We start from the raw sequence: 26,182 nt of genomic DNA on the forward strand, positions 1-26,182 counted from the left end.
GGGCGGACGACGGCGGACACCGGGCCGTTCGTTTCACTTTCACTCCGGGGACACAATCCTCTTGTTCGCCGGCTTCCAACGGCAAATCGATGGATGGGAGAGCGCTGCTGGCGCGCGAGGGGTTCGACTTCGCCGAGGACGTCACCCTCCGCGACGAGGAGACGCTGGCGCTGCTCGAACCCGCGGTCAGGGAGTGGTGGGTCGAGCAGTTCGGCGAGTACGTCCCCGAGAACGGCGGCTTCTTCACGCCGCCCCAGCGCGAGGCGATTCCGCTCGTCCACGAGGGCGAGAACGCGCTCGTCGCCTCGCCGACGGGGTCGGGCAAGACCCTCGCCTCCTTCACCGCCATCCTCAACGAACTGTTCCGGCGCGAGCGCGAGGACGGCCTCGACAACTCCGTCTACTGCCTCTACGTCTCGCCGCTGAAGTCGCTCGCAAACGACATCCACCGGAACCTCGAACGACCGCTGTCGGGCATCCGCGAGCGGATGGACGAACGCGGCGAGGAGGTCAGCGAGGTGCGCCACGCCATCCGCCACGGCGACACGGAGGACAGCGAGCGCCAGCGGATGCTGAAAGAGACGCCCCACGTCCTCAACACGACGCCGGAGACGCTGGCCATCCTGCTGAACTCGCCGAAGTTCCGCGAGAAGCTCCGGACCGTCGAGTACGTCGTCGTCGACGAGATTCACAGCCTCGCGGACGGCAAGCGCGGCACCCACCTCTCGGTCAGCCTCGAACGACTGGAGGACGTCGCCGAGACGTCGCCGACCCGCATCGGCTGTTCCGCGACGGTCGAACCGCTCACGGACATCGCGGAGTTCCTCGTCGGCCGCGAGTCGCCGGGCGGCCCCAGCCGTGAGTACGAGATAGTGGACACCCGGTTCGTCCGGGAGTTCGACCTGGAACTGCAGTGTCCGACCGACGACCTCGTCCACACGCCGCGGGACGTGGTCCAGGACCGGTTCTACGAGGGGCTGGACGAACTGATCGGAGAGCACACGAACACGCTCGTGTTCACGAACACGCGGTCGGGAGCCGAACGCGTCCTCCAGAACCTCCGGGACCGCTTCGAGACCTACGACGAGGACAACTCGGGCTGTCACCACGGTAGCCTCTCGAAGGAGGCCCGCCAGGAGGTCGAGGAACGACTGAAGGCCGGCACGCTCGACGTGGTGACCACCTCGACGAGCCTCGAACTCGGCATCGACATGCCCCACGTCGACCTCGTGGTGCAGGTCGGCAGTCCGAAGTCGGTCGCCTCGCTGCTCCAGCGCGTCGGCCGCGCCGGTCACCGACTCGGCCAGACCGTCACGGGCCGGGTCGTCGCGCTCGACCGCGACGAACTCGTGGAGTGCGCCGTGATGCTGAAGAAGGCCGAGGAAGGGTTCGTCGACCGCGTGTTCGTCCCGGAGAACGCCCAGGACGTCGCGGCCCAGCACGTCTACGGCATGGCCATCAACGAGGTGCGCCGCGAGGCGGACGTGCGAGCGACGCTCCGGCGAGCGTACCCCTACCGGAACTACTCCGACGAGGAGTGGGAGTCGCTGATGCGCTATCTCACCGCCGACTACGAGGGACTGGAGGAGAAGAACGTCTACGCGAAGGTGTGGCGCGACGAGAACGACCCGCCGGACGGCGAGCACCACTACGAGGAGTTCCCGGTCGGCGAACCGCTGGTCGGCAAGCGCGGCCGCCTCGCGCGGGTCATCTACATGACGAACATCGGCACCATCCCCGACTCGTTCTCCTGCGACGTGTTCACTCGCGCGGACGACGAGTGGGTGGGCGACTTGGACGAGAACTACCTCGACACCCTGGAGAAAGGCGACGTGTTCGTCCTCGGGGGTCAGCACTTCGAATTCCGCTACCGGCGCGGGTCGAAGGTGTACGTCGACCGCACGAGCGCCCGGCCGACCGTCCCCTCGTGGTTCTCCGAGCGCCTGCCCCTCTCCTACGACCTCGGACGCGCCATCCTCGACTTCCAGGGCGAACTGCTGGCGCGCCTGACCGACCGCGGCAAGCCCGCGGTCCGGGTGTGGCTCCGGGAGTTCCCGCTGGACGAGAACAGCGTGCGAGCCATCACCCGCACGTTCGACGAGCAGGTCCGGTACGCGGGGGCGGAGAGCGTCAGCACCGCCGAACGCATCGCCGTCGAGGTGGAACTGGACCGCGACGAGTACGAGCGCCACTACTACGTCCACTCGAACTACGGCCGGAAGTTCAACGACGGCCTCTCCCGGGTCGTCGCCTACCGCTGTGCCAACGCCGCCAACACCAACGTCTCCGTCGCCGTCGCGGACAACGGCTTCACCGTCTCGATGCCCCTCAACAGGAAGGTCGACGTCGCGCGCATCCTCCGCGACGTCTCGCCAGACGAGGTGCGAAGCGACCTCCGGGCGTCGCTCGACGGCACCGAACTGCTCCAGCGGTACTTCCGCATCAACGCGACGCGGTCGCTGATGATACTCAAACGCTACAAGGGGTACGAGAAGTCCGCGAGCGAACAGCAGGTGTCGAGCGAGATGCTGCTCGGGTTCGCCCAGGACTTAGAGGAGTTCGCCGTCATCGAGGAGACGTACCGCGAGATAATCGAGGACAAACTCGCCGTCTCGGCCGTCGAGGACGTGCTCGCGGACGTTCAGTCCGGCGACGTCGATGTCGTCCAGAAGCGGGTCGACTCGCCGACGCCCCGGGCGTTCGGTCTCGCCACGCTGATGGCCAGCGACGTGGTGCTCGCCGAGGACGAGAGCGCCGTCCTCCAGGAGTTCCACCAGCGCGTCCTGAACGAGATAGAGGGAGAGGGCGACGCGCTCGTCGAGTCAGATTGAAATATTCGGGCAGGAGATAGTTCTCCGTGAATCAACGCTACGTCGTCAACGTCGAGGCGGCGGTCGTCCGGGACGGCGAGTTCCTGGTCGCGCGCCGCGCCGAGAACGAGGACCACGCCGCCGGGACGCTCTCGTTCGTCGGCGGTACGGTCGAGGGAATCGAGGAAGCAGAGGACGCTCTCGAACGCACCGCCCGCCGGGAGGTGCGCGAGGAGGTCGGGGTCGAGGTCGGCGAACTGCGCTACGTCGAGAGCGGGGCGTTCCTCGCCGACGGCGACCCCTGCGTGAACGTCGTCTTTCTCGGTCGTCACGAGTCCGGGACGGCCCGCCCCCGCGAACCGGAGGAGGTCGCCGAGGTGTTCTGGCTCACCGCCGACGAGGTGGTCGACCACCCGGACGCGCCGCCGTGGACCGAGGCGAGCGTCGAACGGGCCGAGCAGCGCCGGGCCGACCTCGGCTGGTAGTCTTCGGCCCGCGGGCGACCGGGAGGCGTCGACGACCGCCGGCTCGGGCGTCGCCGGAAGGGTCCCGTCCCGTAGCCGACGCTGGATTTCCACCCTCGGCGTCGAGCGAGACGCTTCAAAAACTGTTTTACAGCGCGGGAAGAAACGGTGCGTATGTTCACGCGGCTTTCGATTCCGACGCCGTTCGAGGTCGGACCAGTGAACGCCTATCTCGCGGGGCGGACGCTGGTCGACCCGGGGCCGGGGAGCGAGGAAGCATGGGCGACGCTGCTCGACGCGCTGGAAGAGCGGGAACTCGGCCCGACGGACGTCGAGCGAGTGCTCGTCACCCATCCCCACCCGGACCACTTCGGCCTCGCCGCGCGGCTTCGGGAAGCAGGGGCACGCGTCGTCGCCAGTCCCGGCACAGCGGAGATCATCCGGGACTTCGCCGCTCGACTGGAGTACGAACAGGAGTACTTCGTCGACTTCTTCGACCGGAACGGGATGGCTCGCACGACCGCGCAGACGGTGACCGACCTGCCGTCGGCGTACCTCTCGGTCGCGCCCGGCGTCGAGACGGACCGCGAACTCGACGACGGGGAGGTCATCGAGGTCCACGACAGCGCCGTGACGGCCGAGGCGGTACAGGGCCACGCCCACGGCGAGACCGCGTTCACGTTCGAGGACGACGGCGAGTCGACGGCCATCGTCGGCGACCACGTCCTCCCCGACATCACCCCGAACCCGCTGCTCCAGCCGCCCGCCAGCGGTGACCGCCCGCGCGTCCTCCCGGCGTACAACCGCTCGCTGGAACGGCTGCGCGAGCGCGGGTTCGACCGCCTGCTGCCGGGCCACCGCGAGATCATCGACGAGCCGACGAAGCGCATCGACGAGATACTCTCCGCCCACGAGGAGCGCACGCGAGAGGTTCGGGAACTCGTCGACGGCCCGACGACCGCGTTCGACGTGATGGAGGGGCTGTTCGGCGACCTGCCCGCGACAGAGCAGTTCCCCGCCATGAGCGAGGCGGTCGGTCATCTCGACGTGCTGGAGGAGCGCGGCGACGTCGAGCGGCGCAAGCAGGGCGGCGTCTACGTCTACGAAGAGGTGGCAGCGTGAACGACCTGCAACCCGTCGCGCTCGGCGAGGAAAACGCCGACCTCGTCGTCCGGGGCGGTCGCGTCCTCGTGCCGGAACTCGGGGAGTTCCAGGCCCGCGACGTCGCCGTCCAGAACAACCGGGTGGCAGCGCTGCCGGAGGACGCCGACGACGTCGTCGGCGAGGAGACCGAAGTCGTCAACGCCCGGGACCGCGTCGTCGCGCCGGGGTTCATCGACGCGCACACGCATCTCGACCTCCACCAGACGTTCGAGAACGCGTACCACTACGCCCTGGAGAGCGGCACGACGACCGTCGTCTCGGAGGTAACCGGATTCGGTCCCGCGTTCGGCGCGGAAGGCGTCGAAGAGCTACTGGCCGCGACCTCCTACCTGCCCATTCGGGTGGCGGCGACGGTGCCGCCACAGCCGACCATCGACACGTTCGAACCCGCCCGAGAGGACCCCGACGAACTCGCCGACTTGCTCGGCGACTCCCGCATCGTCGGCGTCGGCGAGACCGACTGGATTCACGCGGTCGGCCGGGACACGCCCGCGGAGCGGCTGTACGAGCGGGCGGCCCGCGAGGGCAAGACCGTCACCGGCCACGGTGCGGGCTGCTCGGACGAGAAACTCCAGGCGTTCGCCTCCATCGTCGACGACGACCACGAGGCCATCTCCGGCGAGGGAATCGTCGAGCGCGTCGCGAACGGCATCCACGCCATCGGGCGGTACGGCTCCATCCGCGACGACGTAGAGGCCGTCGGCGACGCCTACGAGGAGGTCGGCGCGAGCGAACTGTCGCTGTCGACCGACGGGATGTGGCCGCGGGAACTCGTTCGCGAGGGGTACATGGACGTCGTCGTCCGGCGAGCCATCGAGGAGGGCGTCGCGCCCGCCGACGCACTCCGGATGGCGACGCTGAACCCCGCCCGCCACTTCGGGCTGGCCGACCGCGGCTCGCTCGCGCCGGGTAACCTCGCAGACATCGTCGTCATCGACGACCTCGAATCGGTCAACGTCACGACGGTCGTGGCGGACGGCGAGGTCGTCTACGACAACAACGAGACGACGGTCGCGCCCCGCGCCTACGAGTACCCCGACCGGTTCTACGACAGCGTCGACGTGAGCACCGACCCCGGCCAGTTCCGGGTGCCCGCGAACGCCGCCGACGACGGCGCGGTCAGGGCAATCGAACACGACCACGGCCTCGTCTCGCTGGCGACGACCGTCGAACCGCCCCGCGAGGGCGACGACCTCGTCGCCGACCCCGAGTCCGGCCTCCTCAAGGCGGTCCTGCTCGACCGCCACCCGGACGGCGACGGCACCGGATTCGCCGGCTTCCTGACGGGGTTCGGCGCGTTCGAGGGCGCGATGGCGACCAGCGTCGTCTGGGAGGTGCCGGGCGTGCTCGCGGTCGGCAGCGGCGAAGACCTCCGGACCGCCGTCGCCCACGTCAACGAGATGGGCGGCGGCTGGGCGGTCGTCGACGACGGCGAGGTGGTCGCCGAACTGCCGGCGCGCGTCGCCGGCGTCTGCTCGGACCTCGAAGTCGAGGAGACGGCGAAGCTGTACGACGCCGTCGCGAGCGCGCTCCGGACGCTCGGCGCGACGGCCGACCGGCCGATGCTCGCGCTCCAGACGCTCACGTTCCCCGGCGTCCCGGCGCTGAAGATGTCGTTCTCGGGCTACGCCGACGTCTTCGCCCGCGAGACGGTCGGACTGACGCCCGAGTAGCTACTCCTCGCTCCCGTCGCTTCCGGATTCTTCGGTCGGCGTCTCGCTGGCCCCGTGGCTGTGCTCCCGGATGGTCCGTATCTGCTCGTACGGGAAGAAGTTCCGCCCTCCGTCCCGTGCCAGCCAGACCCCGGTTTCGTAGAACTCCACGTCGTGGCCCTCGACCGGCGAGACGATGTTCCGGTCGCCGTCGCCGCGTTCGGTCGGCACGAGGTAGACGTCGTACACTTTCTCCCCCATGGAGCGCGGTACGTCGAACGACGCCAAAACGGTGCTGGCTCGACCCCCGTCGGTCTGCGGCGTCCGTCCTGCGAGTCCGTCGCCGGCGTCGGAAGCGGTGGGCCGACCGCCCCCGGTCTTTTGGCGTTCGCGTGCGAAGCCCAGCGCATGACGGACCGGACCAGAGCGCACGTGTTCGTCTCCGGGACGGTACAGGGCGTCTACTACCGCGCGAACACCCGCGACGCGGCGAGAGAGCGGGGCGTCGACGGCTGGGTGCAGAATCTCTCGGACGGCCGCGTCGAGGCCGTCTTCGAGGGTTCCGAGGACGCTGTCGACGAGCTGGTCCAGTGGTGCGAGACCGGCAGTCCCGCCGCCGACGTCGAGGACGTCGAGGTGGAGTACGGCGACCCCGAGGGCGAGGACGGGTTCCGAATCCGTCGCTGACTCCACTCCGTCGACCGGCGAGTCCCCGACGGTTCCTCCGGGGCCGCCGCCGTCAGTTCCGCAGGTAGTGGAAGACGTAGGTCTGGGCGTAGCCGGCGTACTGGCCGCCGAACCGCTCGCGGATTGCGCGCGACGTCTCGGCGTACGACCCGCGCGCGCAGTCCGGGTAGTGTTCCTCGATTGCGGACCGAATCCACGTGTCCAGCGGGACGGCTTCGAGGTAGTCGAGCGAGAAGAGGAGGACGCAGTCGGCCACCTTGTCGCCGACGCCGACGAACTGCTTCAGCGCGTCGCGGGCGTCCTCGTATGGCAGTCCGCGCGCGTCGTCCGCGGTCGTCTCGCCGGAGGCGACCAGTTCCGCGGTTCGCCGGACGTACGGCGCGCGGTAGCCGAGGCCGAGGTCCCGCAGTTCGGATTCGGTCGCGGCGGCGAGCTGGTCCGGCGTCGGGAACGCGTGGTACGTCTCGCCGTCGAACGCGACCGCGTCGCCGTACTCGCGGGCCAGCGCGGTCTGCATGTCGTAGATGCGTTTCACGCGCATCTGTGCCGAGCAGATGAACGAGACGAGACAGGGGAAGAAGGGGTCGCGGACGAGACGCATCCCCGAGTAGGCGTCGAAGGCGGCGTCGACCAGCGAGTCGTCGGGCGTCGCGTCGACGATCGCCGCGAGGTCGTCGTCGAGGCGCAGCAGGTCGAACAGGAGCGGTTCGGCGTCGGTCGTCGCCTCCCACTCGACGACGCCGTCGCGCTGGCGGGCGCGCACTACCTCGCCGTCGACGGTGGCGTAGTACCACGCCGACCCGCCGTACGCGCCCGTCGTCTCGTACATTCGGCCGTCTTCGCGCCGCCAGACGTAGCTCTGGCCGCTCTCGACTGTCGACTGGAGGTCGAACCCGCCCGGCAGGTCGGCGACGGGAATGGAACCGGAAGCCATCGCTCTCCGAGAGACGCCGGACGGGAGCAAGTCTTTCGCTTCGGACGAGACGCCGACATAATGCGAGTGCTTCTCTCACACCCCTCGTAACGCCGTACGGCGGACGTGAGACGCCCGATTTCGACCGGCGAGTCGAATCGAGGGCCAAACTTCATACTGTTGGCGATACAACACCCGGTGGGACCATGAACTGCAGAGTCGTCGTCGAGGCCGCGATTCCGGTGTACGACGTGGAGACGCCGGACGAGGCGGTGCGGATCGCCATCTCCAAGACTGGCGAGTTGCTGAACCCGGACCTGAACTACGTCGAGATCAACATGGGCGAGCGCACCTCGCCGTCCGGCGAGGAACTCCCGCCGGCGTTCATCGCCGCGGACGAGGCGCTCGTCGCGCTCGAACTCGAGATGACGGTGTTCAACGTCGAACGGGAAGAGCACGCCTCCCGCATCGCGCGCAAGGAGATCGGCCAGCGCCTCGAGAACATCCCGCTGTCGGTCCTCGAAGTCGAGATCATCGAGGAGGACGAAACCGAGGACGAAACCGAAGACGAGAGCGAGGAGTCGGTCGACGAGTCCGACGCCTCCGACGAGTCCTCGGACGAGGACGACGTTCTCCCCGAGTTCGAAGACCTCATCGAGTGACCGCCGAGCGGACGGCCGCGGTCCGGGTCGCAGTCGTACGGGGACAGGGGTTTCCGTCTCTCTCCTGCAGTTCGAAGTGACGGCGTCTGTGGACGTGCGATTTTATCAGGCGAGCGGTCGAGGTACCCCCATGAGCGTCAGCTTCGACTTCGACGGACGGGTCGCGCTCGTCACGGGCGCGAGCGGCGCGCTCGGCAGCGCCGCGTGCGAGGCGTTCGCCGACGCGGGTGCGACCGTCTGTGCGACCGACGTGGTGGAACCGGGAGACGAGGACGCGCTGCTCGACCCGGAGACGGTCGACTTCTACCAGGGTGACCTCACCGACGAGTCGGAGGTCGAGGCGGTCGTCGAGCGAGTGGTCGACGACCACGGCGGCGTCGACGCGCTGGCGAACGTCGCCGGCACCTGGAAGGGTGGGTCGCCCGTCGAGAAGACGGACGTGGCGACGTTCGACCTCCTGTTCGACGTGAACCTGAAGACGGCGTTCCTCGCCAGCAAGCACGCCCTGCCGCACCTCCGAGAGCGTTCGGGAGCCATCGTCTCCGTCAGCGCGCGCTCCTCGCTCCGGGGCGGCGAGGGCGACGGACCCTACCGGGCGTCCAAGGCCGGCGTCCGCCTGCTCACGGAGACGCTCGCCGAGGAGAACGAGGGCGAGGTGCGGGCGAACGCCGTCATGCCGAGCGTCATCGACACCCCGGCGAACCGCGAGATGATGCCGGACGCCGACCACGAGACGTGGGTGGACCCGGCCGACATCGCCGAGGTGATGCTGTTCCTCTGCAGCGACGCGGCGAGCGTGACCAGCGGCGCGGCGGTGCCGGTGTACGGGGAGGCCTGACCCGGCCGCGCGACCCCGGCGGCGTCGCTCGATTCCTGCGTAGGTATCTTTCGGCCCGATACGGATAATCGATAGCGAACGATTCCTCCGGATAATAAATACCGAGTAGCTTATGAATCGAGGTTAGGAAGGCCCGAGCACACATGACACAGCGAGAGACGTGGACGACGCGACTGGGATTCATCCTCGCCGCGGTCGGTAGCGCAGTCGGACTCGGTAACATCTGGGGGTTCCCGTTCCAGGCCGGCAGGAACGGCGGTGCGGCGTTCCTGCTCGTCTATCTGGTCGTCGTGTTACTCGTCGGCCTGCCGGCGATGCTGATGGAGTTCGTCGTCGGACGACGGAGCAAGAAGAACCCGGTCGACGCGTTCCGGGAACTCGGCTATGGTAACTGGACGTTCGCAGGCGCGCTGACCGCGTTCATCGCCTTCTGGATACTCTCGTTCTACAGCGTCGTCGGTGGCTGGGTCATTCGCTACCTCGTCGGGAGCCTGACCGGCGCGTACTTCGGCGGAACCGAAGTCGGGAACTACTTCCTGAGCATCGCGATGGGCCCGGACGCCGTGGCGTTCCACGCGCTCTTCATGCTGCTGTCCGTCGGCATCGTCGCGCTGGGCGTCTCCGACGGCATCGAGCGGGCGACCAAACTGATGGTGCCGAGCGTCGTCGTCCTGCTCGTCGGCATCGCAGTCTGGGCTGCGACGCTGAGCAACGCGGGTGCAGGGTACGACTTCTACCTCTCGCCGGACCTCGGAGAAGTCCAGTGGGGCACGGTCATCCCGTACGCCGTCGGGCAGGCGTTCTTCACGCTGTCGCTCGGGATGGGTGCGATGATAACGTACGCGTCGTATCTCGGCGAAGACGACAGTCTGCCGGCTGACGGGGGTATCATCGCCGTGCTGAACACGCTCGTCGGCGTGCTCGCCGGTCTCGTCGTCTTCCCGGTCCTGTTCCACTACGACCCGAACATCGACCTCTCGGGTGCCGGCGGCTCCGGCACGGCGTTCACGACGCTGAGCAGCGCGTTCGCGGGCCTGGGTGGCGCCGGACGGGTGCTCGCGTCCGTGTTCTTCTTCGTCCTGCTCATCGCCGCGCTGTCCAGTTCCATCAGCCTCCTCGAGGTCGTAACCTCTTACGTCCTCGACAACACCGACTACGAGCGGTCGAGCGTCTCCGTCGGGGCCGGGTCGGCCGTCTTCCTGTTCGGCCTGCCGGCCGCGCTCGGACTGAACTGGCTCGGCCTGCAGAACGCCAGCGGCATCGATACGCTCACCTGGTACAACGACATCGCGTACAACCTCCTGTTACCGCTCTCGGTCCTCGCCGTCGCGGTGTTCGTCGGCTGGGTGTACGGCCGGGACGCGCTCGACGAGATACGCCGGGGTTCGGAGACCGGCAACTGGTTCTCCGTGACCTGGCTCTGGTTCGTCCGCCTGGTCGTCCCTGCCGGCATCCTCTTCACGCTCGTCCTCGGCGTCCAGACGTTGCTCGTGAACGCGCAGGTGCTCGCCGGTCCCGTGTTCGAGTTCGGCTGAGAGCCCGGCGTCGGCCGCGGTCGAGACGTTCTTCCATACAGGGACTATCGGGACGGATGATAGTAATCGCATTTTTTATAAGCTAGTCTTCGGTTGGGACGGATACGCATGGCACAACGTGAAACGTGGGCGTCCAGGGTCGGATTCATCCTGGCCGCCGTCGGTAGCGCAGTCGGCCTCGGAAACATCTGGCGGTTCCCGTACATGACTGCGGAGTACGGTGGCGCGGCGTTCCTGGTCGTGTACCTCATCGCCGCGTTCGGCATCGGACTTCCGGCGATGCTCGCGGAGTTCGCCATCGGACGGAAGGCGAAGAAGAACGTCATCAACGCCTTCGAGGGCATCGGATATCCAGCGTGGCAGATAATCGGCTTGCTCGGGCTGGTAACGGGGTTCTGGATACTGTCGTACTACAGCGTCGTCGGCGGCTGGGTCATCCAGTACGTCATCGGCACGGTCCAGGGCGCGTACTTCGGTAACCCCGAGGCGTACTTCGGGAGCATCTCGACCGGCACGTCGACCATCGTCTTCCACGCCGTCTTCATGGCGCTGACCGTCGGCATCGTCGCGCTCGGCGTCGAGGACGGTATCGAGGCCGCGACGAAGCTGATGGTCCCGTCCATCCTCGTCATCCTCGCCGGCCTGGCCGTCTGGGGCTCGACCCTCCCCGGCGCGATGGAGGGCTTCGAGTACTTCCTCAACCCGAACTTCGACGCGCTCATGTCGAACCTCGACACCATCATCCCGTTCGCGGTCGGGCAGGCGTTCTTCTCGCTGTCGCTCGGGATGGGCGTGATGATAACGTACGCGTCGTACCTCGGCAAGGACGACAACCTCGGCATGGACGGTAGCCTCATCGTCATCCTGAACACGTCCGTCGGCGTGCTCGCCGGCCTCGTCGTCTTCCCGCTCCTGTACGCGCAGGGCGTCGACCCGGGCAGCGCCGGTGCCGGCGCAGTGTTCATCAGCATGGCGACCGCGTTCGCGGAGCTTCCGGGAGGGACCATCATCGGGCTGATATTCTTCCTCGTCGTCCTCGTGGCGGCGCTGTCGTCGGCGATCAGCCTGCTGGAGGTCGTCGTCTCCTACGCGGTCGACAACTACGCCATCAGTCGCCTACCGGCCACCGCCGCGCTCGGCCTGGTCATCTTCCTGCTGGGCCTCCCGAGCGCGATGAGCCTCGACACCTTCGGGCTGTACGACACCGTCGCCAACAGCCTGCTGCTGCCGCTCGGCGTGACGCTCATCGTCACGTTCGTCGGCTGGGTGTTCGCCGGTGGAGCCATCGAGGAACTCCGGCAGGGCACCGACGGTCTCGGGTCGCTCGGGCCGGCGTGGCTGTGGCACGTCCGCACCGTGGTCCTGATCGCCGTCGTCGGAACGCTCGCGCTGAGTTTCATGGAGTTCCTGTAGGGTCGTCCGTCCGGGCGCGACCCTGGCGACGATTCCTAGCCGAATGCGAATTTTTCCTGCCGTATTGAATTGAATAGTAACTCTCCTGTCCCGTTCGCCGACGTTGTGCCGAGTTGACGGTTTTCAATCCCGAAACCCTCTTGGTTCGGCAGCGAGCGACAGGATGACATGACACGCGAATCGTGGACCACTCGACTCGGTTTCATCCTCGCCGCCGTCGGGAGCGCGGTGGGACTCGGTAATCTCTGGCGATTCCCCTGGATGACGGCGGAGAACGGCGGGAGCGCCTTTCTCGTCGTCTATCTCGGCATCATCCTGTTAGTCGGCGTTCCCGGACTGCTCGCGGAGTTCGTCATCGGTCGCCGTTCCAAGCGCAATCCGGCCGGCGCGCTCTACCGGCTCTCCAACGGCTCCGGCTCGTGGGGTATCGTCGGCCTGCTCGGTGTGTTCACCGCACTCGTCCTCCTCTCGTTCTACAGCGTCGTCGGCGGCTGGATACTCCGGTACGTCGGCGCGAGCGTCACCGGCGCGTACTTCGGCAACCCCGGCTACTTCGACGCCATCAGCTTCGGGGCCGAGGCGGCGGCGTTCCACGTCGCCTTCCTCGGACTGACTTCCCTCATCGTCGTCGGCGGCGTCCGGAGCGGCATCGAGAAGGCGACGACGGTGATGACGCCGCTCATCGTCGTCATGCTGGCCGCGCTGGCGGTCTGGGCCATCTCGCAGTCCGGAGCCGACGCCGGCCTCGCGTTCTACCTCGACTTCGACGCCGACTACCTGCAGGCCAATCCCATTTCGGTGCTCCAGGCCGCGGCCGGTCAGGCCCTCTTCACCCTCTCGCTCGGCGTCGGAACGATGATAACGTACGCCTCCTACCTCGGCGAGGACAACAGCCTCGCGTTCGACGGGAGCGTCATCGCCATCCTCAACACGGGCGTGGGCGTGCTCGCCGGCCTCGTCGTCTTCCCCCTGCTGTTCGCGCTCCAGGGCGGTCTCTCGGAGACGGCGGCGGGCGGCGGTCCGGGCGCGCTGTTCGTCAGCGTCGCGAGCGCCTTCCAGCAGGTTCCGTTCGGTCAACTGCTGGCGGTCGGCTTCTTCGGCGTCGTCCTCCTGGCGGCCCTCTCCAGTTCCATCAGCATGCTGGAGATACCGGTCGCCTACCTCGTCGACGAACACGACGTCTCGCGGCGGTCGGCCACGCTCGGCCTCGCCGGACTGATCCTCGTGACGGGAACCGTCTGCGCGCTCAACCCCGACCTGTTCACGACGGTCTCCGGCCCCGTGGTCGACACCCTGCTCACCGCCGGGCTGGCGGGCTTCCTCGTGTTCGCCGGCTGGGTGCTCGGCGGCGACGCGCTCGCGGAGTACGGCACCGGGTCGGGCCGGATAGCGCGGGCGCTCGGCGTTCCCTGGCTCTGGAGCATCCGTACCGTCCTGCCCGTGTTCCTCCTCGTGACGCTCGGGCTGAGCCTCGGACTGGTGTGATTCGCATCGGGACGACCGACCGTCCGTACGTTCAGACGGACCCACCCGTCGAGAACCGGTCGGCGGGAACGCGGTCGTCGCTTTCCGGTGAAGAGAGCGTCGGCAGTGGCTCACGTTCGACGGCGACTCAGGCCCGGTGGAACGGCGTCTCGGCGACCGTCGCACGGAGGTCCGCGATCGCCTCGCGCTCGACGCCGTCGGAGAGGGCGACCATCAGGGCGTGGACCTCCTCGCGGTCGACCTTGATTCCCTCGCGGCGCAGGGCGTCGCCCGGTCGGTCCTGAACCTCCCTGAGCGTCCCGACCGCGAGCAGGAACGGGATGACCCACGCGACGAGGCGGTTGCCCTTCGTCTCCGGCATCGCCTCCAGGTACGCGAGGGCGTCGTCGGCGTAGCTCTCGGCGCGTTCTGCCGTGCGCTCCACGACCGCGGCGACCGCCTCGGCGTGCTCGGGGTCACAGAGGTCGTCCTGTGGGACGCCGTGGGCCTCCAGCCACGACGCCGGGAGATAGACGTTGTTCTCCTCGTGGTAGTCGGCGTGTACGTCCTTGGCGACGTTGACGAGTTGCAGGAGGAGCGCGAACGACTCGGCCGTCTCGCGCATGCGCGCGACCTGCTCGCGGTCGGCGTCGCGAGAGACCAGGTTCGTCACGAGTTCGCCGACGGTCCCGGCGACGTAGTAGCAGTACTCTTCGAGTTCCTCGACGGTCCCGATGCGGAGACCACCGGCGTCGCTGTGCTCGTCGACGAACGTCGCCATCCCACCGACGAGTTCCCGGACCGGGGGGCGGACGGCGCTACGAACCGACGCCGGGCGCGTTTCGAACGTGGCGACGATTCGCGGCGCGTTGGCGACGACGTCCCAGTCGTCGCCGCCGTCGTCCGGAATCCACTCTTCGACGTCGGTCGAGAAGTCGGTAGCGTCGGTCGGATCGTCGGGGTCGAGCACCCGCGCGTACAGTCGGAGCAACTCGGCCTGTTCGTCCGGCGGAACGTGGCCCGCGTCCTCGATAGTGTCGGCGACTCTGCAGAGGAGGTATCCGACGCCGATAGCGTCTGCCATGGGCGCTTCCAGTAGATCGATGGTGATAGCGAACGTCCGTGAGACCCCCTGAACCGCGTCGTGACACCAGTCGAGGTCGGCGCGGTGAGCGTCGTCGAACGTCGTGGTTGATGTTCGTCCGTCCATTCGTGAGACCAAACCGCCATTTCCTTCGACGGGTTAGGATAAAACATCTGGGGCTAACGACTCCGATGTCAGTCGATGCGAACGTCCCCGGAGTCGACGCCGTCAGTAGTTCAGGTCGTCGGTGTAGTAGTCGAGGGCGAGGACGGCGAAGACCCCGACGAGAGCGGCGACGACGATGGCGGCGACGGTCGGCCCGGTCCAGCCGTCGATCAGTCCCGGATGGTCGTACGTGCCGTTCACCACGCTCGCGACCTGCTGTGCGGGGTAGCGCAGCGCGCCGACCATCAGGCTGACGAGGAAGGCGAGCGTGGCGAATCGGTAGTGCTCCAGCGCCCACGAGACGACGCGCGAGACGGTGAGGAGGCCGATTACGGCCCCGACCATGAACGTCGTGACGGGCGTCCCCAGTTCGACCACGTGCGCGAAACTCCCGCCCCCGACGAGGTCCAGCACCGCGTTCAGGAACTCGTGGAGCGTCCCCGAGAGGTACGTGTACAGACCGAACAGCATCAGCAGGAGCGCTCCCGACACGCCCGGCAGTATCATCGCACAGATGGCGATGGCACCGCCGAAGAAGACCAGCACCAGCGAGGGGGACGCGGCCTGCGTCTCGGACGCGCCGGCGACGAGGAAGGCGAGGGCGAACCCGGCGACGGCGGCGCCGATGCGGAGCGGCGTCGTTATCGCCACCTCCCGGTAGAGGACGACGGCGGACGCGAGGACGAGGCCGAAGAAGAACGCGAACATCAGCGCCGGGACCGTCTCGTCGGCGTAGTCGACCAGTCCGGTCACCGTCACCACGGCCGTGACGATGCCCGTGCCGAGCGCGAGCAGAAATCCGACGTCCATCTCCTTCAGTATCGCCCACGCCTCGGCGCGGGCGTCGGCGTCGTAGAACTGGAGGAGCGACGAGACGAGGCGGGGGTCGAACGAAGCGATGGCGGAGATGAGGCGTTCGTAGATACCCGTGATGAGCGCGATAGTGCCGCCGGAGACGCCCGGAACGGCGTCGGCAGCGCCCATGCACAGTCCCTTCAGGTAGACGGACAACCAGGCACGCATTGGCCCGGCGTTTCCGGGCCAGTCAAAAAACCGTTCCCATCTCCCGGTCGCGTCGGTGTCGTCGCTCATCGGCGCGGGAGTACGCCCGGCGTCGCTATCAGCCTTCGGCCCGATGGAGCGCTTACTCGAAGTCGTCGAGCGTCGTCCGCTGTCCGGTTCGCACCTTGCTGACGAGCGCGCCCTCCGTGTCGAGGCCCAGTACGCGCTCGGTGGCGGCGCCGACCGCCCCGGTCTCGTCGGCGGGGGCGTACGCGCCGAGCCGCCACTGGTCGTGCTGGACCTGCTGGAGCGCGCGGACGAGCGTCGACTGGCGGGCGAGCGGACGGACCTCCCCGTTGACGATGACCCGCGAGGACGACTCCTTCATGCCGGGGCGGCCCGGCACGTCGAGGACGACGTGTTCGGGGTCGACGCCCGCGTCCGCGGCGACGTCGCGCTCGAACTCCCGGATGGTCTCGTGGTCGGCGTCTACCACCTCGTCCGGCACGTCGTCCATCTCCGCCCAAACTGCGCGCTTGTAGAGGTCCCGCTGGGAGAGGCGACGGGCGTACTCGGTCGTGTCGGGGTTGGTCCGGAGCGCGACGAGCAGGTCGTGGTCGTCCATCCGGCGCAGGTCGTCGGCAGTCACGTCGGGCGCGTCGAGCAGGCGCTCGCTCGCGCGCTGGACCATCGCCTTGCTGATGCGGGTGACGTGGTGGGTGTACACGGTCGGATTCATCAGCGCGCGGGCGACGAGCAGGCTCTCTGCGGTCTGGACGTTGCCCTCCGCGAGGACGAGTTCGCCGTCGATGAACGTCAGTTCGTGGACCAGCCGTTCGTGGTCGATTGTGCCGTAGGGGACGCCGGTGTGGTGGGCGTCCCGGACGAGGTAGTCCATCCGGTCGACGTCGAGTTCGCCCGAGACGAGTTGGCCGAGTTCGCCCTCGCCGGCGATGAGGCCGGCGATGGCGTCCGGGTCGAGGTCGTGGTCGCGGAGCACGCCGCCGACCGTCGAGTCGACCAGCAGGTCCGCGACGTCGTCGTGGTACTTGCCCGTGTGCCGGTAGACGAGCTCCTCGATGGTGTGGCTGTACGGGCTGTGGCCCACGTCGTGCAGTATCGCGGCGGCGCGCACCCGCTCGGCCTGGACGCCCTCGATGCCCAGGTTGTCGAGCGCCTGGCAGGCGAGGTGGTAGACGCCGAGGCTGTGCTCGAAGCGCGTGTGGTTCGCGGAGGGGTAGACGAGACGGGCCGTCCCGAGCTGTTTGATGTGGCGCAACCGCTGTACTGCGGGCGTGTCGAGTAAGTCCCGGGCCACGCCCTCGACCTGGATGTGGTCGTGGACGCTGTCCTTGATTGTCTTCATTGTGAGTGATTTGGACCGTCCTGGTATAAAAACTGAAGGACGAGCGAGAAGCGACGTTCGTCGGGCGAACCGGACGACGAGGAGCGCAAGCGTTTACACGCCCGAACGCGCACCTCGACGTATGACGACGTTTCTCTCGGGGGGTACGGGCACCCCCAAGCTGCTCGACGGCGCGGGCGACATCTTCTCGCCCGCCGAGACGACCGTGGTCGGCAACACGGGCGACGACGTGGAACTCGGCGGCCTGCTCGTCTGCCCTGACGTCGACACCGTCCTCTTCCAGCAGGCCGGCGAACTCGACCGGGAGACGTGGTGGGGCATCGCCGACGACACGACGGCGACCCACCACGAACTCCGTCGGCTCGCCGAGTCGGCCGACCTGGCGGGCGGGCCGCGCTACCTGCCCGACGAGCGCCAGACAGCGGGCCGCCGAATCTCGCGCTGGCGGCGCTTCTCCGGCGTCGCGGAGTTCATGGAGATCGGCGACCGCGACCGCGCGGTCCACGTGACCCGGACCGGACTGCTCGACGAGGGACGCACGCTCACGGAGACCACCCGAACGCTGGCGGACGCGTTCGACGTGCCGCTCGACCTCGTGCCGATGAGCGACGACCCGGTGGCGAGCATCGTCCACACGCCCGAGGGGCCGATGCACTTCCAGGAGTTCTGGGTCGCCCGACGCGGCGACCCCGAGGTCGTGGACGTGGAGTTCCGCGGCGCGGACGAGGCCGAGCCGGCGCCACCGGTGCTCGACGCGCTCCGCGGCGAGACGGTCGTCGTCGGGCCCTCGAACCCGGTGACGAGCATCGGGCCGATGCTCGCCGTCGACGGCGTCCGCGAGGCGCTCGACGACGCGACGGTGGTCGCCGTCTCGCCGTTCGTCGAGGACCGCGTGTTCTCCGGCCCCGCGGCGGAGCTGATGGCGGCGGTGGGCTACGACCCGAGCACGGCCGGCGTCGCCGCGGCCTACCCGTTCGCGGACGCGTTCGTGCTGGACGACGCCGACGGAACGGACCTGGACCGGCCCGTCGTCCGCACCGACACCGAGATGAACGACGCCGAGGACGGCGGCCGGGTCGCGCGAGCGGTCGCCGACGCCCTCGCGGAGGTGGCGTGATGTTCGACCCCAGGGTCGCCGCCGCCAGCCTCAGCGGCGAGTCGGACGCCGAGTGGGCGCACGCCGCCGAAGCGCACGTCGGCGCGGCGTTCCTCGGCGGCATCGCGCTCGACGACCCGACGCGGGCGGCGGCCCGCGAACTCGTCGCCCGCGACCGCGAGGAGTTCCTGCCCGACGACCCCGTGGCGTTCGTCGACCGCCAGCTGGGGGCGCTCGACGACGCACCGCTCCGCCCCGGATTCAACGTCCGCGCGGCGTCGCCGGAACCGGTCGGGGCGGTCGCCGCGGTCTGTCGGCGTCACGGCGCGATGCTGGAGGTCAACGCCCACTGCCGCCAGGACGAGATGTGCGCCGCGGGCGCCGGGGAGGCGCTGCTCCGGGACCCCGACCGCCTCTGCGGACAGGTCCGGGCGGCCGCCGACGCCGGCGCGACGGTGAGCGTGAAGGTCAGGACGGAGGTCGCGGACGTCGACCTCCCCGAACTCGCCGGACGCGTCGCGGCGGCCGGCGCGGACGCCGTCCACGTGGACGCGATGGACTCCGAGGCGGTCGTCGCCGACGTGGTGGCCGCCGTCCCGGACGACTGCTTCGTCGTCGCGAACAACGGCGTCCGGGACGCCGCGACAGTCCGAGAGTACCTCGATTACGGCGCGGACGCCGTCAGCGTCGGTCGGCCGAGCGACGACCCCGCCGTGCTCGAACGGGTCCGGCGGGCGACGGCGGAGTGGTTCCAGGGCGAGGAGCGGACGGAGGCGCGACCGTGACGCCCGCCGAGAACGCCCAGCTCGCGCTCCTGCTGGAGGTCTCCGGGACGCCCAAACCGGGGAACGTGGACCGCGAGCGCGACCTGCCGGACCTCCGGTTCGAGCACTTCCTCGCGGGCGCGGTCGGCGCTGGCGCGGGCCTCCGGGCCGCCGAGTCGGGCGCGCCGGTGGGCGAGGCGTTCGAGCGCGCCGTGGCCGGGATGAGCCGGCAGGAGGGCGACAACACCCAGTTCGGCGCGCTGCTGTTGGTCGTACCGCTCGTGAGCGCCGCGAGCGAACGCGGGGCGGTGACGCCGGACGCCGCGACGGCGGTGGTGGAGGCGACGACGGTCGACGACACGGCGAACTTCTACCGGGCGTTCGAGCACGTGGACGTGTTCGTCGACGACCCGCCGGAGGACGCCGCGGACCTCGACGTGCGCCGCGGCGCGGACGCGGTGCCGGCGGTCGAGGAGCGCGGGACGACCCTGGCCGAGGTGATGGCGCTCTCCGCGCCGGAGGACGGGGTCGCCCGCGAGTGGACGACGGGGTTCGCGCGCACCTTCGACGGAGCGGAGCGTCTCGCGGAACTCGACGGCCCGCTCTCGGACCGGACGGCCCGGCTCTTCCTCGAACTGCTCGCCGACGAACCGGACACCCTCGTCGCGAAGCAAGCGGGCGAGGAGGCCGCCGAGCGCGTCAGCGAGCGAGCGGCGGCCGCCCTCGTCGGGGAGACGGACCCCGGGGAGCTCGCGGACGAACTCGTCGCGGAGGGCCTGAATCCGGGGACGACCGCCGACGTCGTCGCGGCGGCGCTGTTCGTCGCGCTGGAGCGCGGGGAGGTTTCGGTGTGACCGACTGGCCCGTCGACCTCCGCGGGGTCACCGAGTCCGTCGTCACCACGCTCGGACCGAACGGGCTGTGGAACGTCGCGGCGCTCGGACTCCACGCCGGCGACCCCGTGACCGCCCGGACGTGGGGCAACACCCGGACCCGGCGGAACTTCCACCGGCAGGGCGGCGGCGTCGTCCAGTTCGTGTCCGACGCCGTCGTCTTCGCCGACGCGGCGCTCGCCATCCGCGAGGAGCCGGAACCGGTGCTCGACGCCGCGGACGCGTGGGTCGAGGTCGAGGTGGAGCGGGTGGACTCGGGAGAGTCCGGCGACGCTCGCTGGGAGGAGTGGGAGCTTCGTCCCGTCGAATCGCGGGTCGAGCGCGAGACGGTGCCGACGACGAACCGGGGGTTCTACGCCGTAATCGAGGCGACCGTCGCGGCCTCCCGGCTGGACGTTCCGACGTACGACGCGGCGGAACTCCGGTCGCGGCTGGCGTACTTCGAGTCGGTGGTCGAGACCTGCGGCGGCGAGCGCGAGCGCGAGGCGTTCGAGCGGGTCCGAGAGTACGCCGACTGGTAGTCCCCGACGGAGCCGAACGAATGCATTTAAGGGTGACAGCGAGCAAACGACCGGTATGGCGATAAAACCGGACTACGTCAAGAAGACCGGGACCATCCTCCTGGAGCGATACCCGGACGCGTTCACGACGGACTTCGAACAGAACAAAGACAGCGTACAGAAGCTGACGAACATCGACTCGAAGGGCGTTCGCAACCGCATCGCCGGGTACGTCACCCGGAAGAAGTAGGGTTTTTCGCGACGGCGGCAGTTTCTGAGCGCGTCGAAAGCTACTTGCACGGACGTAGGTTAGACGTTCGCACATGAGTGTACGAGTCGGTATTCTCGGCGGTACGGGAGCGGTCGGACAGCGGTTCGTTCAGCTACTCGACGGCCACTCCGAGTTCGAACTGGCGACGATAACGGCGAGCGAGAACAGCGCCGGCAAACCGTACAGCGAGGCGGCCAAGTGGCGCGTCGACTCGCCCATCCCGGACGACGTCGGCGACCTCACGGTGCGCGCGACCGAACCCGAGGCGGTGCCGGACGACCTCGACCTCCTCTTCTCTTCGCTGCCCTCCGGCGTGGCCGCCGACGTCGAACCGGCGTTCGCCGAGGCGGGGTACGTCATCTCCTCGAACTCCTCGAACGCGCGGATGGCCGACGACGTCCCGCTCGTCATCCCGGAGGTCAACCACGGCCACTTAGACCTCATCGAGGTCCAGCGCGACGAGCGCGGCTGGGACGGTGCGCTCGTGAAGAACCCGAACTGCTCGACCATCGCGATGGTCCCGACGCTCTCGACGCTCGACCAGTTCGGCCTCGACCGCGTCCACGTCGCCACCCTCCAGGCCGTCTCGGGCGCGGGCTACTCCGGCGTCACGTCGATGGAGATACTCGACAACGTCGTGCCCCACATCGGCGGCGAGGAGGAGAAGATGGAGACCGAGACGCGAAAGCTCCTCGGGAGCTTCGACGGGACCGGCGTCGACCTCCACGACGTCGCGGTGTCGGCCTCCTGCAACCGCGTACCCACGCTCGACGGTCACCTGGAGAACGTCTGGGCCGAGACGAACCGGGACGTCGGTCCGACGGACGTCGAGGAGGCGTTCCGCGACGCGCCGACGCTCGACCTGCCGAGCGCGCCCGACCCGCTCATCGAGGTGTTCGACGACGAGTCGCGCCCCCAGCCGCGGCTCGACCGCACGCTCGGCGGCGGCATGGCGGTCGCCGCGGGCGGGGTTCAGGACACGCCGAGCGGGGTCCAGTACAACTGTCTCGCGCACAACACCATTCGCGGTGCCGCGGGCGCGAGCCTGCTCAACGGCGAACTGCTGGCCGAGGACGGCTGGCTCTGATCAGACGTCCGGCGACTCCATGACGTCGGGGACGCCGGCCGCTGTTATCGTCTCGCCGACGAGATAGGAGGCGGCGGGGCTGGCGAGGAACTGGACGACGTCGGCTATCTCCTCGCTGGTCCCCACGCGGCGCTCCACGTCGTCGCGCTCGATGTCGTCGGCGCTGATGCCCATCTGTGATTCGAGGCCGGGCGTGGCGACGAACCCCGGCGCGACGCAGTTCACCCGGACGCCGTCGCCCGCCCACTCGTAGGCGAGCGACCGGGTCAGGTTGACGACGCCGGCCTTCGCCGCGCCGTAGTGGCTCATGTACGGCGCGCCGTCCTGACCCGCCACGCTCGCGAGGTTGACCACCGCGCCGCCGCCCTCCTTCAGGTGCTCGCCGGCCGACTGCGTGCAGTGGTACGTGCCGGTGAGGTTGATGTCGACGACGCGCTGCCAGCCGTTCGGGGTGAGGTCGTCGAACCCGGCCATGAAACTCGCGCCGGCGTTGTTGACGAGCACGTCCACGCCCCCGAACTCCTCGACCGTCGCCTCGACGAGTGCGTCGACGGCGTCGCGGTCGGTCACGTCGCACTCGACCGCCAGCGCGCGCCCCGGGCGGTCGCTCTCCTCGATGCCGTCGGCGACGGGGTCGACGTTGCCCTGCTCGCGCGAGCAGACGACCACGTCCGCGCCGCCGGCCGCGAACTGTTCGGCGACGACGCGGCCGATGCCGCTCGACGCGCCGGTCACGATGACGCGCTCGCCCTCGACCGAGAAGCGGTTCGGCGACTCGCTGCCTGCCTCCGTATCACTCTCGTCCATGGGTGACACTACTCGAACCGACAGGAAAGTTCTTGTCGTCGCAGCGAAACTCGAACCGGCCGGCGATGTAACCGTACCCGGTTTCGAAATCCGGAGTCGGAGCCCGGTTTCGGTTACTGAGTAAACCTTTGGTAGTTGCGTCCGTTCCGCCGGCATGGCCGTCGAAGTGTCGTACGGCGAGGAGCGTCGGTTCGAACTCTCGGTCGGGGAAGTGACCGGGGCGGTCGGTGACTCCGTGACGGTGTTGCCCGTGGTGGTCGCCGTCGCCGCGCTCACCGACCTCCGACTGCCGGTCCTGTTGCTCGGGTTCGCCGCCTTCCAGGTCGTCTGGGGGTTGCGGTACGGCGTTCCCGTCTCCGTCGAACCGATGAAGGCGCTCGCGGGGCTCGTAATCGCCGGCACGCTCACGGCCGGCGAACTGCTGTCGGCGGGGCTCGTCGCTGGCGGCGTCCTGCTCGCGCTGGGCACGACGGGCGCGGTCGGGCGGCTGACGGACGCGGTCGGCGAACCGGTCGTCCGCGGCGTGCAGGTGAGCGTCGCGCTGTTGCTCGCGCGGACGGGACTCGACCTCGGCGTCGCGGCCCCCGCGACCGCGGCGGCCGCCGTCGGCGTCGCCGGCCTCGCGGTCGCGCTGGGTCACCGCCGCGCCAGCGCGCTCGCCGTGCTCACCCTCGGCGTCGTCGTCGCGGCCGTCGACGTGGGGGTTCCGACGCCCGGCGTTCCGTCGCTCTCCGCCGGCGTCCCGCTGTTCGCGGGCGGCGTGGCGGTCGCGCTCACGGACGACGCGCTCGCCGCGACCGCCGGCCAGCTCGCGATGACGGTCGGCAACGCCGCGGTGGCCACGTCGCTGCTCCTCTCGGACCTGTACGACGCCGACGTCTCGCCGGACGACCTGGCGACCAGCATGGGCGCGATGAACCTCCTCGCCGTCCCCTTCGGCGCGATGCCGATGTGCCACGGGAGCGGCGGCGTCGCCGGGAAGCACGCCTTCGGCGCGCGCAGCGCCGGCGCGAACCTGGTCCTCGGCCTGCTGTACGCGGTGGCGGCGCTGTTCGCGGCCGACCTCGTGGCCGCCTTCCCGCTCGCCGTGCTCGGCGTCGTCCTCGCGCTGGTCGCGGTCGAACTCGGACGGGCCGGGCTGGCCACGGACGACCGCTGGCTCGCCGTCGGCGTCGGCGCGCTCGGCCTCGTCACGAACGTCGGCGTGGCGTTCCTCGCCGGCACCGCGGCGTACCAGCTCCGGAGAAAGCTATAATTCCTGTCAGGTGGTCGCACCAGTCATGGACGACCCATCCGAACCGTTCGGTCCGGACCGCCAGAACGAGGTGTACGCCGCGGGAATGCTCGCCGACCAGACGCCCGACCTTCCCGCCTCGCCCGGAGAACTCGCCGACCTCGCCCGCGAGGCGCTGTCGCCGGAGGCGTACGCCTACCTCGCGGGCGGCGCTGGCGACGAGAGCACCGCCCGCGAGAACCGCCGGGCGTTCGACCGCTGGCGCATCGTCCCGCGGATGCTCCGCGACGTCGCGGAGCGGGACCTCTCCGTCGAACTGTTCGATAGCGAACTCCCCGTCCCGGTGCTGCTCGCCCCCATCGGCGTCCAGTCCATCGTCCACGAGGAGGGCGAACTCGCGACGGCGCGCGCCGCCGCCGACCTCGACGTGCCGGTCGTGTTGAGTTCCGCGTCCTCGGAGACGATGGAGGACGTGGCCGGCGAACTCGGCGACACGACGGCCTGGTTCCAGCTCTACTGGAGCGCCGACCGGGACGTGACCGCGAGCTTCCTCCGGCGGGCCGAGGAGGCGGGGTACGAGGCCGTCGTCGTCACCGTGGACACGCCGATGATGGGGTGGCGCGAACGCGACGTCGACCGGGCCTACCTTCCGTTCCTCGACGGCGAGGGCGTGGCGAACTACTTCTCCGACCCCGCCTTCCGCGACGCGCTCGACGCGCCGCCCGAAGAGGACGAAACCGCCGCCGTTTGGCACTTCACGGAGATATTCGGCGACCCGTCGCTGACGTGGGACGACCTGGACTGGCTCCGAGAGCAGACGGACCTCCCCGTCGTGCTGAAAGGCATCCTGCACCCCGCGGACGCCCGCGAGGCGCTCGACCGCGGCGTCGATGGCGTCGTCGTCTCGAACCACGGCGGTCGCCAGGTCGACGGCGCTATCGGCGCGCTGGAGGCCCTGCCGGGCGTCGTCGACGCGGTGGACGGCCGGGTTCCCGTCCTCTTCGACAGCGGCGTCCGTCGCGGCGCGGACGCGTTCCGGGCCATCGCGCTCGGCGCGGACGCCGTCCTGCTCGGCCGCCCCTACGCCTACGGCCTGGCGGTCGACGGGGAGAACGGCGTTCGTTCCGTGCTCGCGAACTTCCTCGCGGACCTCGACCTGACGCTCGCGCTCTCGGGGTACGACGCCGTGGCGGACGTGGACCGCTCTGCCGTCGTCGATACCCGGGAGCGGTGATACTGGAGGCTTCGCGTGTGGTATGTTCACTCCTGACCCAATGTTTCAAATAATCAGTGCGTTTTATACGTGACTGGGTGTTACGGGAAGTGAAAACCAATGAACCGGGACGAGGACACGGTCGACCGGACGGCTTCCGACGGCGTCCGGAAGGTCCGGAAGAGACGTTCGGACGAGGGCGGTCGAATGCTCGGGACGCTCGTCGTCGAGGCCGTCGCGGAGTCTGCGGGGGTGACGCCTCCCGAGCTGGACACGAGTCTCTACGACGTGATAGACCCCGACGCGCTCGACGCCCTGTTCGCCTCGCGGCGGAACGGGGCCGAGCGAACGGACGGTCAGGTGACGTTCTCGATACACGGCCACTACGCGACCGTCTCCGCCGACGGCGTCGTGGAGGTCGAGTCGGAACTCGCCCGGATAAAGCGCACCGGCGGGAACCTCCTCCTCACCGGCCAGGTTCCGGACGAGGTCCTCGAGGACGCGACAGTCCGATTGCTCGGTCGCGCCGGGGACCACGAACGGGTCGTCGCGCTCCACGACCGGAACGTGGGGACCGCCTACGACCGACTCGACCGCGCGGGCGCGTCGGCCGCCGGCGGGCACGTTCTCGACTACCAGGCCGAGGCCCGGTCGACGACCGCCGCGACGGCGTCGGGGACCGACTACCGGGTGACCGACGTCGACGGCGACCTCGCCGACTTCGGCGCGGCAATCGAGGAGACGCTACGGCGGATCGACTTCGAACGACGCGGACTCGCCCCGGGCGAACTCCGGTTCTGCTTCGACTCCCTCCGACCGGTCGTCGACGACGATGACGACCGCGACGTCGAACCGTTCCTGAGCGACTGTTTCGACGCCGTCGAGGACCTCTCCGGGCTGGGGTGCTACGTCCTCCCGATGGCGCGTCGCTCCGAGGCGGTGGCCGACATCGAATCCCTGTTCGACGCGACCGTCGAACTTCGCGTCGGCGAGGCCGGGCCGGAACAGCGCTGGTACCTCCAGGACACCGAGTTCACCACGGACTGGTTCGCTCTCGACGAACGCTGAACGGTGCTGCGAGACGGTCGACGAGGACGC

Annotated in this window: 25 protein-coding genes; 19 read left to right on the forward strand and 6 right to left on the reverse strand. The window is 69.2% G+C overall.

The window, feature by feature from the left end; translation table 11 throughout:
• The first annotated feature begins 89 nt into the window (after positions 1–89).
• The 4 genes from ACTF4R_RS02520 to ACTF4R_RS02535 all read left to right on the forward strand — a co-directional run bounded on the left by ACTF4R_RS02520 (position 90) and on the right by ACTF4R_RS02535 (position 6,111).
• Positions 90–2,831 carry an ATP-dependent helicase gene (locus tag ACTF4R_RS02520; protein ID WP_440005984.1) on the forward strand — a complete coding sequence of 914 codons (2,742 nt, stop codon included), beginning with the start codon at positions 90–92 and terminating at the stop codon, positions 2,829–2,831.
• A gap of 26 nt (positions 2,832–2,857) precedes the next feature.
• On the forward strand, positions 2,858–3,295 hold the full coding sequence (locus ACTF4R_RS02525; protein ID WP_440005986.1) for an NUDIX domain-containing protein: 438 nt from the start codon (positions 2,858–2,860) through the stop codon (positions 3,293–3,295).
• A gap of 153 nt (positions 3,296–3,448) precedes the next feature.
• On the forward strand, positions 3,449–4,396 hold the full coding sequence (locus ACTF4R_RS02530; protein ID WP_440005988.1) for an MBL fold metallo-hydrolase: 948 nt from the start codon (positions 3,449–3,451) through the stop codon (positions 4,394–4,396).
• Positions 4,393–6,111, forward strand: coding sequence for an adenine deaminase C-terminal domain-containing protein (locus tag ACTF4R_RS02535; RefSeq protein WP_440005990.1), 1,719 nt, complete (start codon positions 4,393–4,395; stop codon positions 6,109–6,111). Before ACTF4R_RS02530 ends, ACTF4R_RS02535 begins: the two co-directional genes overlap by 4 nt.
• On the opposite strand, the gene ACTF4R_RS02540 is transcribed toward ACTF4R_RS02535, so the two are convergent.
• Positions 6,112–6,351, reverse strand: a complete 240-nt coding sequence (locus tag ACTF4R_RS02540; RefSeq protein WP_440005991.1) for a hypothetical protein — start codon at positions 6,349–6,351, stop codon at positions 6,112–6,114.
• 147 nt (positions 6,352–6,498) lie between these two features.
• On the opposite strand from ACTF4R_RS02540, the gene ACTF4R_RS02545 reads away from it, so the two are divergent.
• Positions 6,499–6,777: an acylphosphatase gene (locus tag ACTF4R_RS02545; RefSeq protein WP_440005993.1), complete on the forward strand. Its 279-nt coding sequence runs from the start codon at positions 6,499–6,501 to the stop codon at positions 6,775–6,777.
• Positions 6,778–6,829: 52 nt separating this feature from the next.
• Here ACTF4R_RS02545 and ACTF4R_RS02550 read toward each other — a convergent pair whose 3' ends face one another.
• Positions 6,830–7,711, reverse strand: coding sequence for a DNA-3-methyladenine glycosylase family protein (locus ACTF4R_RS02550; protein ID WP_440005994.1), 882 nt, complete (start codon positions 7,709–7,711; stop codon positions 6,830–6,832).
• Positions 7,712–7,896: 185 nt separating this feature from the next.
• Here ACTF4R_RS02550 and ACTF4R_RS02555 point away from each other — a divergent pair, with 185 nt between their 5' ends.
• The 5 genes from ACTF4R_RS02555 to ACTF4R_RS02575 all read left to right on the forward strand — a co-directional run bounded on the left by ACTF4R_RS02555 (position 7,897) and on the right by ACTF4R_RS02575 (position 13,623).
• Positions 7,897–8,352 (forward strand): DUF555 domain-containing protein, encoded by a 456-nt coding sequence (locus ACTF4R_RS02555; protein ID WP_440005995.1) that lies wholly within the window; start codon positions 7,897–7,899, stop codon positions 8,350–8,352.
• Between the two features lie 130 nt (positions 8,353–8,482).
• A complete protein-coding gene (locus ACTF4R_RS02560) occupies positions 8,483–9,190 on the forward strand; it encodes an SDR family oxidoreductase (RefSeq protein WP_440005996.1) in 708 nt (235 codons plus the stop codon).
• Positions 9,191–9,333: 143 nt separating this feature from the next.
• Complete coding sequence (locus tag ACTF4R_RS02565) at positions 9,334–10,725, forward strand: sodium-dependent transporter (protein WP_440005997.1); 1,392 nt, start codon at positions 9,334–9,336, stop codon at positions 10,723–10,725.
• Positions 10,726–10,833: 108 nt separating this feature from the next.
• Positions 10,834–12,138 carry a sodium-dependent transporter gene (locus ACTF4R_RS02570; RefSeq protein ID WP_440005999.1) on the forward strand — a complete coding sequence of 435 codons (1,305 nt, stop codon included), beginning with the start codon at positions 10,834–10,836 and terminating at the stop codon, positions 12,136–12,138.
• 168 nt (positions 12,139–12,306) lie between these two features.
• A complete protein-coding gene (locus ACTF4R_RS02575; protein WP_440006000.1) occupies positions 12,307–13,623 on the forward strand; it encodes a sodium-dependent transporter in 1,317 nt (438 codons plus the stop codon).
• A 127-nt stretch (positions 13,624–13,750) separates the two neighbouring features.
• On the opposite strand, the gene ACTF4R_RS02580 is transcribed toward ACTF4R_RS02575, so the two are convergent.
• The 3 genes from ACTF4R_RS02580 to ACTF4R_RS02590 all read right to left on the reverse strand — a co-directional run bounded on the left by ACTF4R_RS02580 (position 13,751) and on the right by ACTF4R_RS02590 (position 17,219).
• Positions 13,751–14,812: a phytoene/squalene synthase family protein gene (locus ACTF4R_RS02580; RefSeq protein ID WP_440006001.1), complete on the reverse strand. Its 1,062-nt coding sequence runs from the start codon at positions 14,810–14,812 to the stop codon at positions 13,751–13,753.
• Positions 14,813–14,914: 102 nt separating this feature from the next.
• Positions 14,915–15,874: a DUF368 domain-containing protein gene (locus ACTF4R_RS02585; RefSeq protein WP_440006002.1), complete on the reverse strand. Its 960-nt coding sequence runs from the start codon at positions 15,872–15,874 to the stop codon at positions 14,915–14,917.
• Positions 15,875–15,995: 121 nt separating this feature from the next.
• The gene (locus ACTF4R_RS02590; RefSeq protein ID WP_440006004.1) at positions 15,996–17,219 is read right to left on the reverse strand and encodes an HD domain-containing protein; all 1,224 of its coding nucleotides are present in this window, start codon (positions 17,217–17,219) and stop codon (positions 15,996–15,998) included.
• A 121-nt stretch (positions 17,220–17,340) separates the two neighbouring features.
• Between ACTF4R_RS02590 and cofD the strand changes: the two genes are divergently transcribed.
• The 6 genes from cofD (at position 17,341) to asd (ending at position 21,830) form a co-directional block, all read left to right on the forward strand.
• The gene (cofD, locus tag ACTF4R_RS02595; protein WP_440006006.1) at positions 17,341–18,336 is read left to right on the forward strand and encodes a 2-phospho-L-lactate transferase; all 996 of its coding nucleotides are present in this window, start codon (positions 17,341–17,343) and stop codon (positions 18,334–18,336) included.
• On the forward strand, positions 18,336–19,100 hold the full coding sequence (locus ACTF4R_RS02600; protein ID WP_440006008.1) for a tRNA-dihydrouridine synthase: 765 nt from the start codon (positions 18,336–18,338) through the stop codon (positions 19,098–19,100). Before cofD ends, ACTF4R_RS02600 begins: the two co-directional genes overlap by 1 nt.
• Positions 19,097–19,933, forward strand: coding sequence for a triphosphoribosyl-dephospho-CoA synthase (locus ACTF4R_RS02605; protein ID WP_440006009.1), 837 nt, complete (start codon positions 19,097–19,099; stop codon positions 19,931–19,933). Before ACTF4R_RS02600 ends, ACTF4R_RS02605 begins: the two co-directional genes overlap by 4 nt.
• A complete protein-coding gene (locus tag ACTF4R_RS02610) occupies positions 19,930–20,493 on the forward strand; it encodes a DUF447 domain-containing protein (protein WP_440006011.1) in 564 nt (187 codons plus the stop codon). The genes ACTF4R_RS02605 and ACTF4R_RS02610 overlap by 4 nt, the downstream gene beginning before the upstream one ends.
• 55 nt (positions 20,494–20,548) lie before the next feature.
• The gene (locus ACTF4R_RS02615; protein ID WP_113275648.1) at positions 20,549–20,722 is read left to right on the forward strand and encodes a 30S ribosomal protein S17e; all 174 of its coding nucleotides are present in this window, start codon (positions 20,549–20,551) and stop codon (positions 20,720–20,722) included.
• Between the two features lie 73 nt (positions 20,723–20,795).
• Entirely contained in the window at positions 20,796–21,830 is a 1,035-nt protein-coding gene (asd, locus tag ACTF4R_RS02620) for an aspartate-semialdehyde dehydrogenase (RefSeq protein ID WP_440006013.1), read from the forward strand.
• On the opposite strand, the gene ACTF4R_RS02625 is transcribed toward asd, so the two are convergent.
• Positions 21,831–22,637 (reverse strand): SDR family NAD(P)-dependent oxidoreductase, encoded by an 807-nt coding sequence (locus ACTF4R_RS02625; RefSeq protein ID WP_440006015.1) that lies wholly within the window; start codon positions 22,635–22,637, stop codon positions 21,831–21,833.
• 154 nt (positions 22,638–22,791) lie between these two features.
• Here ACTF4R_RS02625 and ACTF4R_RS02630 point away from each other — a divergent pair, with 154 nt between their 5' ends.
• The 3 genes from ACTF4R_RS02630 to ACTF4R_RS02640 all read left to right on the forward strand — a co-directional run bounded on the left by ACTF4R_RS02630 (position 22,792) and on the right by ACTF4R_RS02640 (position 26,152).
• The gene (locus ACTF4R_RS02630; protein ID WP_440006017.1) at positions 22,792–23,892 is read left to right on the forward strand and encodes a putative sulfate/molybdate transporter; all 1,101 of its coding nucleotides are present in this window, start codon (positions 22,792–22,794) and stop codon (positions 23,890–23,892) included.
• A gap of 25 nt (positions 23,893–23,917) precedes the next feature.
• Positions 23,918–25,105, forward strand: a complete 1,188-nt coding sequence (locus tag ACTF4R_RS02635; protein ID WP_440006019.1) for a lactate 2-monooxygenase — start codon at positions 23,918–23,920, stop codon at positions 25,103–25,105.
• 99 nt (positions 25,106–25,204) lie between these two features.
• Positions 25,205–26,152, forward strand: a complete 948-nt coding sequence (locus ACTF4R_RS02640; RefSeq protein WP_440006021.1) for a DUF7504 family protein — start codon at positions 25,205–25,207, stop codon at positions 26,150–26,152.
• Positions 26,153–26,182 lie beyond the last annotated feature (30 nt).

It is taken from the genome of Halomicrococcus pelagicus (assembly GCF_051917725.1).
Lineage (GTDB): Archaea > Halobacteriota > Halobacteria > Halobacteriales > Haladaptataceae > Halomicrococcus.

What these genes read in the sequence shown, in the direction of transcription:
- ACTF4R_RS02555 (WP_440005995.1), top strand. Translation starts at nt 7,897, where the DNA reads ATGAACTGCAGAGTCGTCGTCGAGGCCGCGATTCCGGTGTACGACGTG.
- ACTF4R_RS02540 (WP_440005991.1), bottom strand. Translation starts at nt 6,351, where the DNA reads ATGGGGGAGAAAGTGTACGACGTCTACCTCGTGCCGACCGAACGCGGC.
- ACTF4R_RS02530 (WP_440005988.1), top strand. Translation starts at nt 3,449, where the DNA reads ATGTTCACGCGGCTTTCGATTCCGACGCCGTTCGAGGTCGGACCAGTG.
- ACTF4R_RS02545 (WP_440005993.1), top strand. Translation starts at nt 6,499, where the DNA reads ATGACGGACCGGACCAGAGCGCACGTGTTCGTCTCCGGGACGGTACAG.
- ACTF4R_RS02520 (WP_440005984.1), top strand. Translation starts at nt 90, where the DNA reads ATGGATGGGAGAGCGCTGCTGGCGCGCGAGGGGTTCGACTTCGCCGAG.
- ACTF4R_RS02630 (WP_440006017.1), top strand. Translation starts at nt 22,792, where the DNA reads ATGGCCGTCGAAGTGTCGTACGGCGAGGAGCGTCGGTTCGAACTCTCG.
- ACTF4R_RS02560 (WP_440005996.1), top strand. Translation starts at nt 8,483, where the DNA reads ATGAGCGTCAGCTTCGACTTCGACGGACGGGTCGCGCTCGTCACGGGC.
- ACTF4R_RS02590 (WP_440006004.1), bottom strand. Translation starts at nt 17,219, where the DNA reads ATGAAGACAATCAAGGACAGCGTCCACGACCACATCCAGGTCGAGGGC.
- asd (WP_440006013.1), top strand. Translation starts at nt 20,796, where the DNA reads ATGAGTGTACGAGTCGGTATTCTCGGCGGTACGGGAGCGGTCGGACAG.
- ACTF4R_RS02565 (WP_440005997.1), top strand. Translation starts at nt 9,334, where the DNA reads ATGACACAGCGAGAGACGTGGACGACGCGACTGGGATTCATCCTCGCC.
- ACTF4R_RS02615 (WP_113275648.1), top strand. Translation starts at nt 20,549, where the DNA reads ATGGCGATAAAACCGGACTACGTCAAGAAGACCGGGACCATCCTCCTG.
- cofD (WP_440006006.1), top strand. Translation starts at nt 17,341, where the DNA reads ATGACGACGTTTCTCTCGGGGGGTACGGGCACCCCCAAGCTGCTCGAC.
- ACTF4R_RS02600 (WP_440006008.1), top strand. Translation starts at nt 18,336, where the DNA reads ATGTTCGACCCCAGGGTCGCCGCCGCCAGCCTCAGCGGCGAGTCGGAC.
- ACTF4R_RS02550 (WP_440005994.1), bottom strand. Translation starts at nt 7,711, where the DNA reads ATGGCTTCCGGTTCCATTCCCGTCGCCGACCTGCCGGGCGGGTTCGAC.
- ACTF4R_RS02625 (WP_440006015.1), bottom strand. Translation starts at nt 22,637, where the DNA reads ATGGACGAGAGTGATACGGAGGCAGGCAGCGAGTCGCCGAACCGCTTC.
- ACTF4R_RS02570 (WP_440005999.1), top strand. Translation starts at nt 10,834, where the DNA reads ATGGCACAACGTGAAACGTGGGCGTCCAGGGTCGGATTCATCCTGGCC.
- ACTF4R_RS02575 (WP_440006000.1), top strand. Translation starts at nt 12,307, where the DNA reads ATGACACGCGAATCGTGGACCACTCGACTCGGTTTCATCCTCGCCGCC.
- ACTF4R_RS02580 (WP_440006001.1), bottom strand. Translation starts at nt 14,812, where the DNA reads ATGGACGGACGAACATCAACCACGACGTTCGACGACGCTCACCGCGCC.
- ACTF4R_RS02635 (WP_440006019.1), top strand. Translation starts at nt 23,918, where the DNA reads ATGGACGACCCATCCGAACCGTTCGGTCCGGACCGCCAGAACGAGGTG.
- ACTF4R_RS02585 (WP_440006002.1), bottom strand. Translation starts at nt 15,874, where the DNA reads ATGCGTGCCTGGTTGTCCGTCTACCTGAAGGGACTGTGCATGGGCGCT.
- ACTF4R_RS02640 (WP_440006021.1), top strand. Translation starts at nt 25,205, where the DNA reads ATGAACCGGGACGAGGACACGGTCGACCGGACGGCTTCCGACGGCGTC.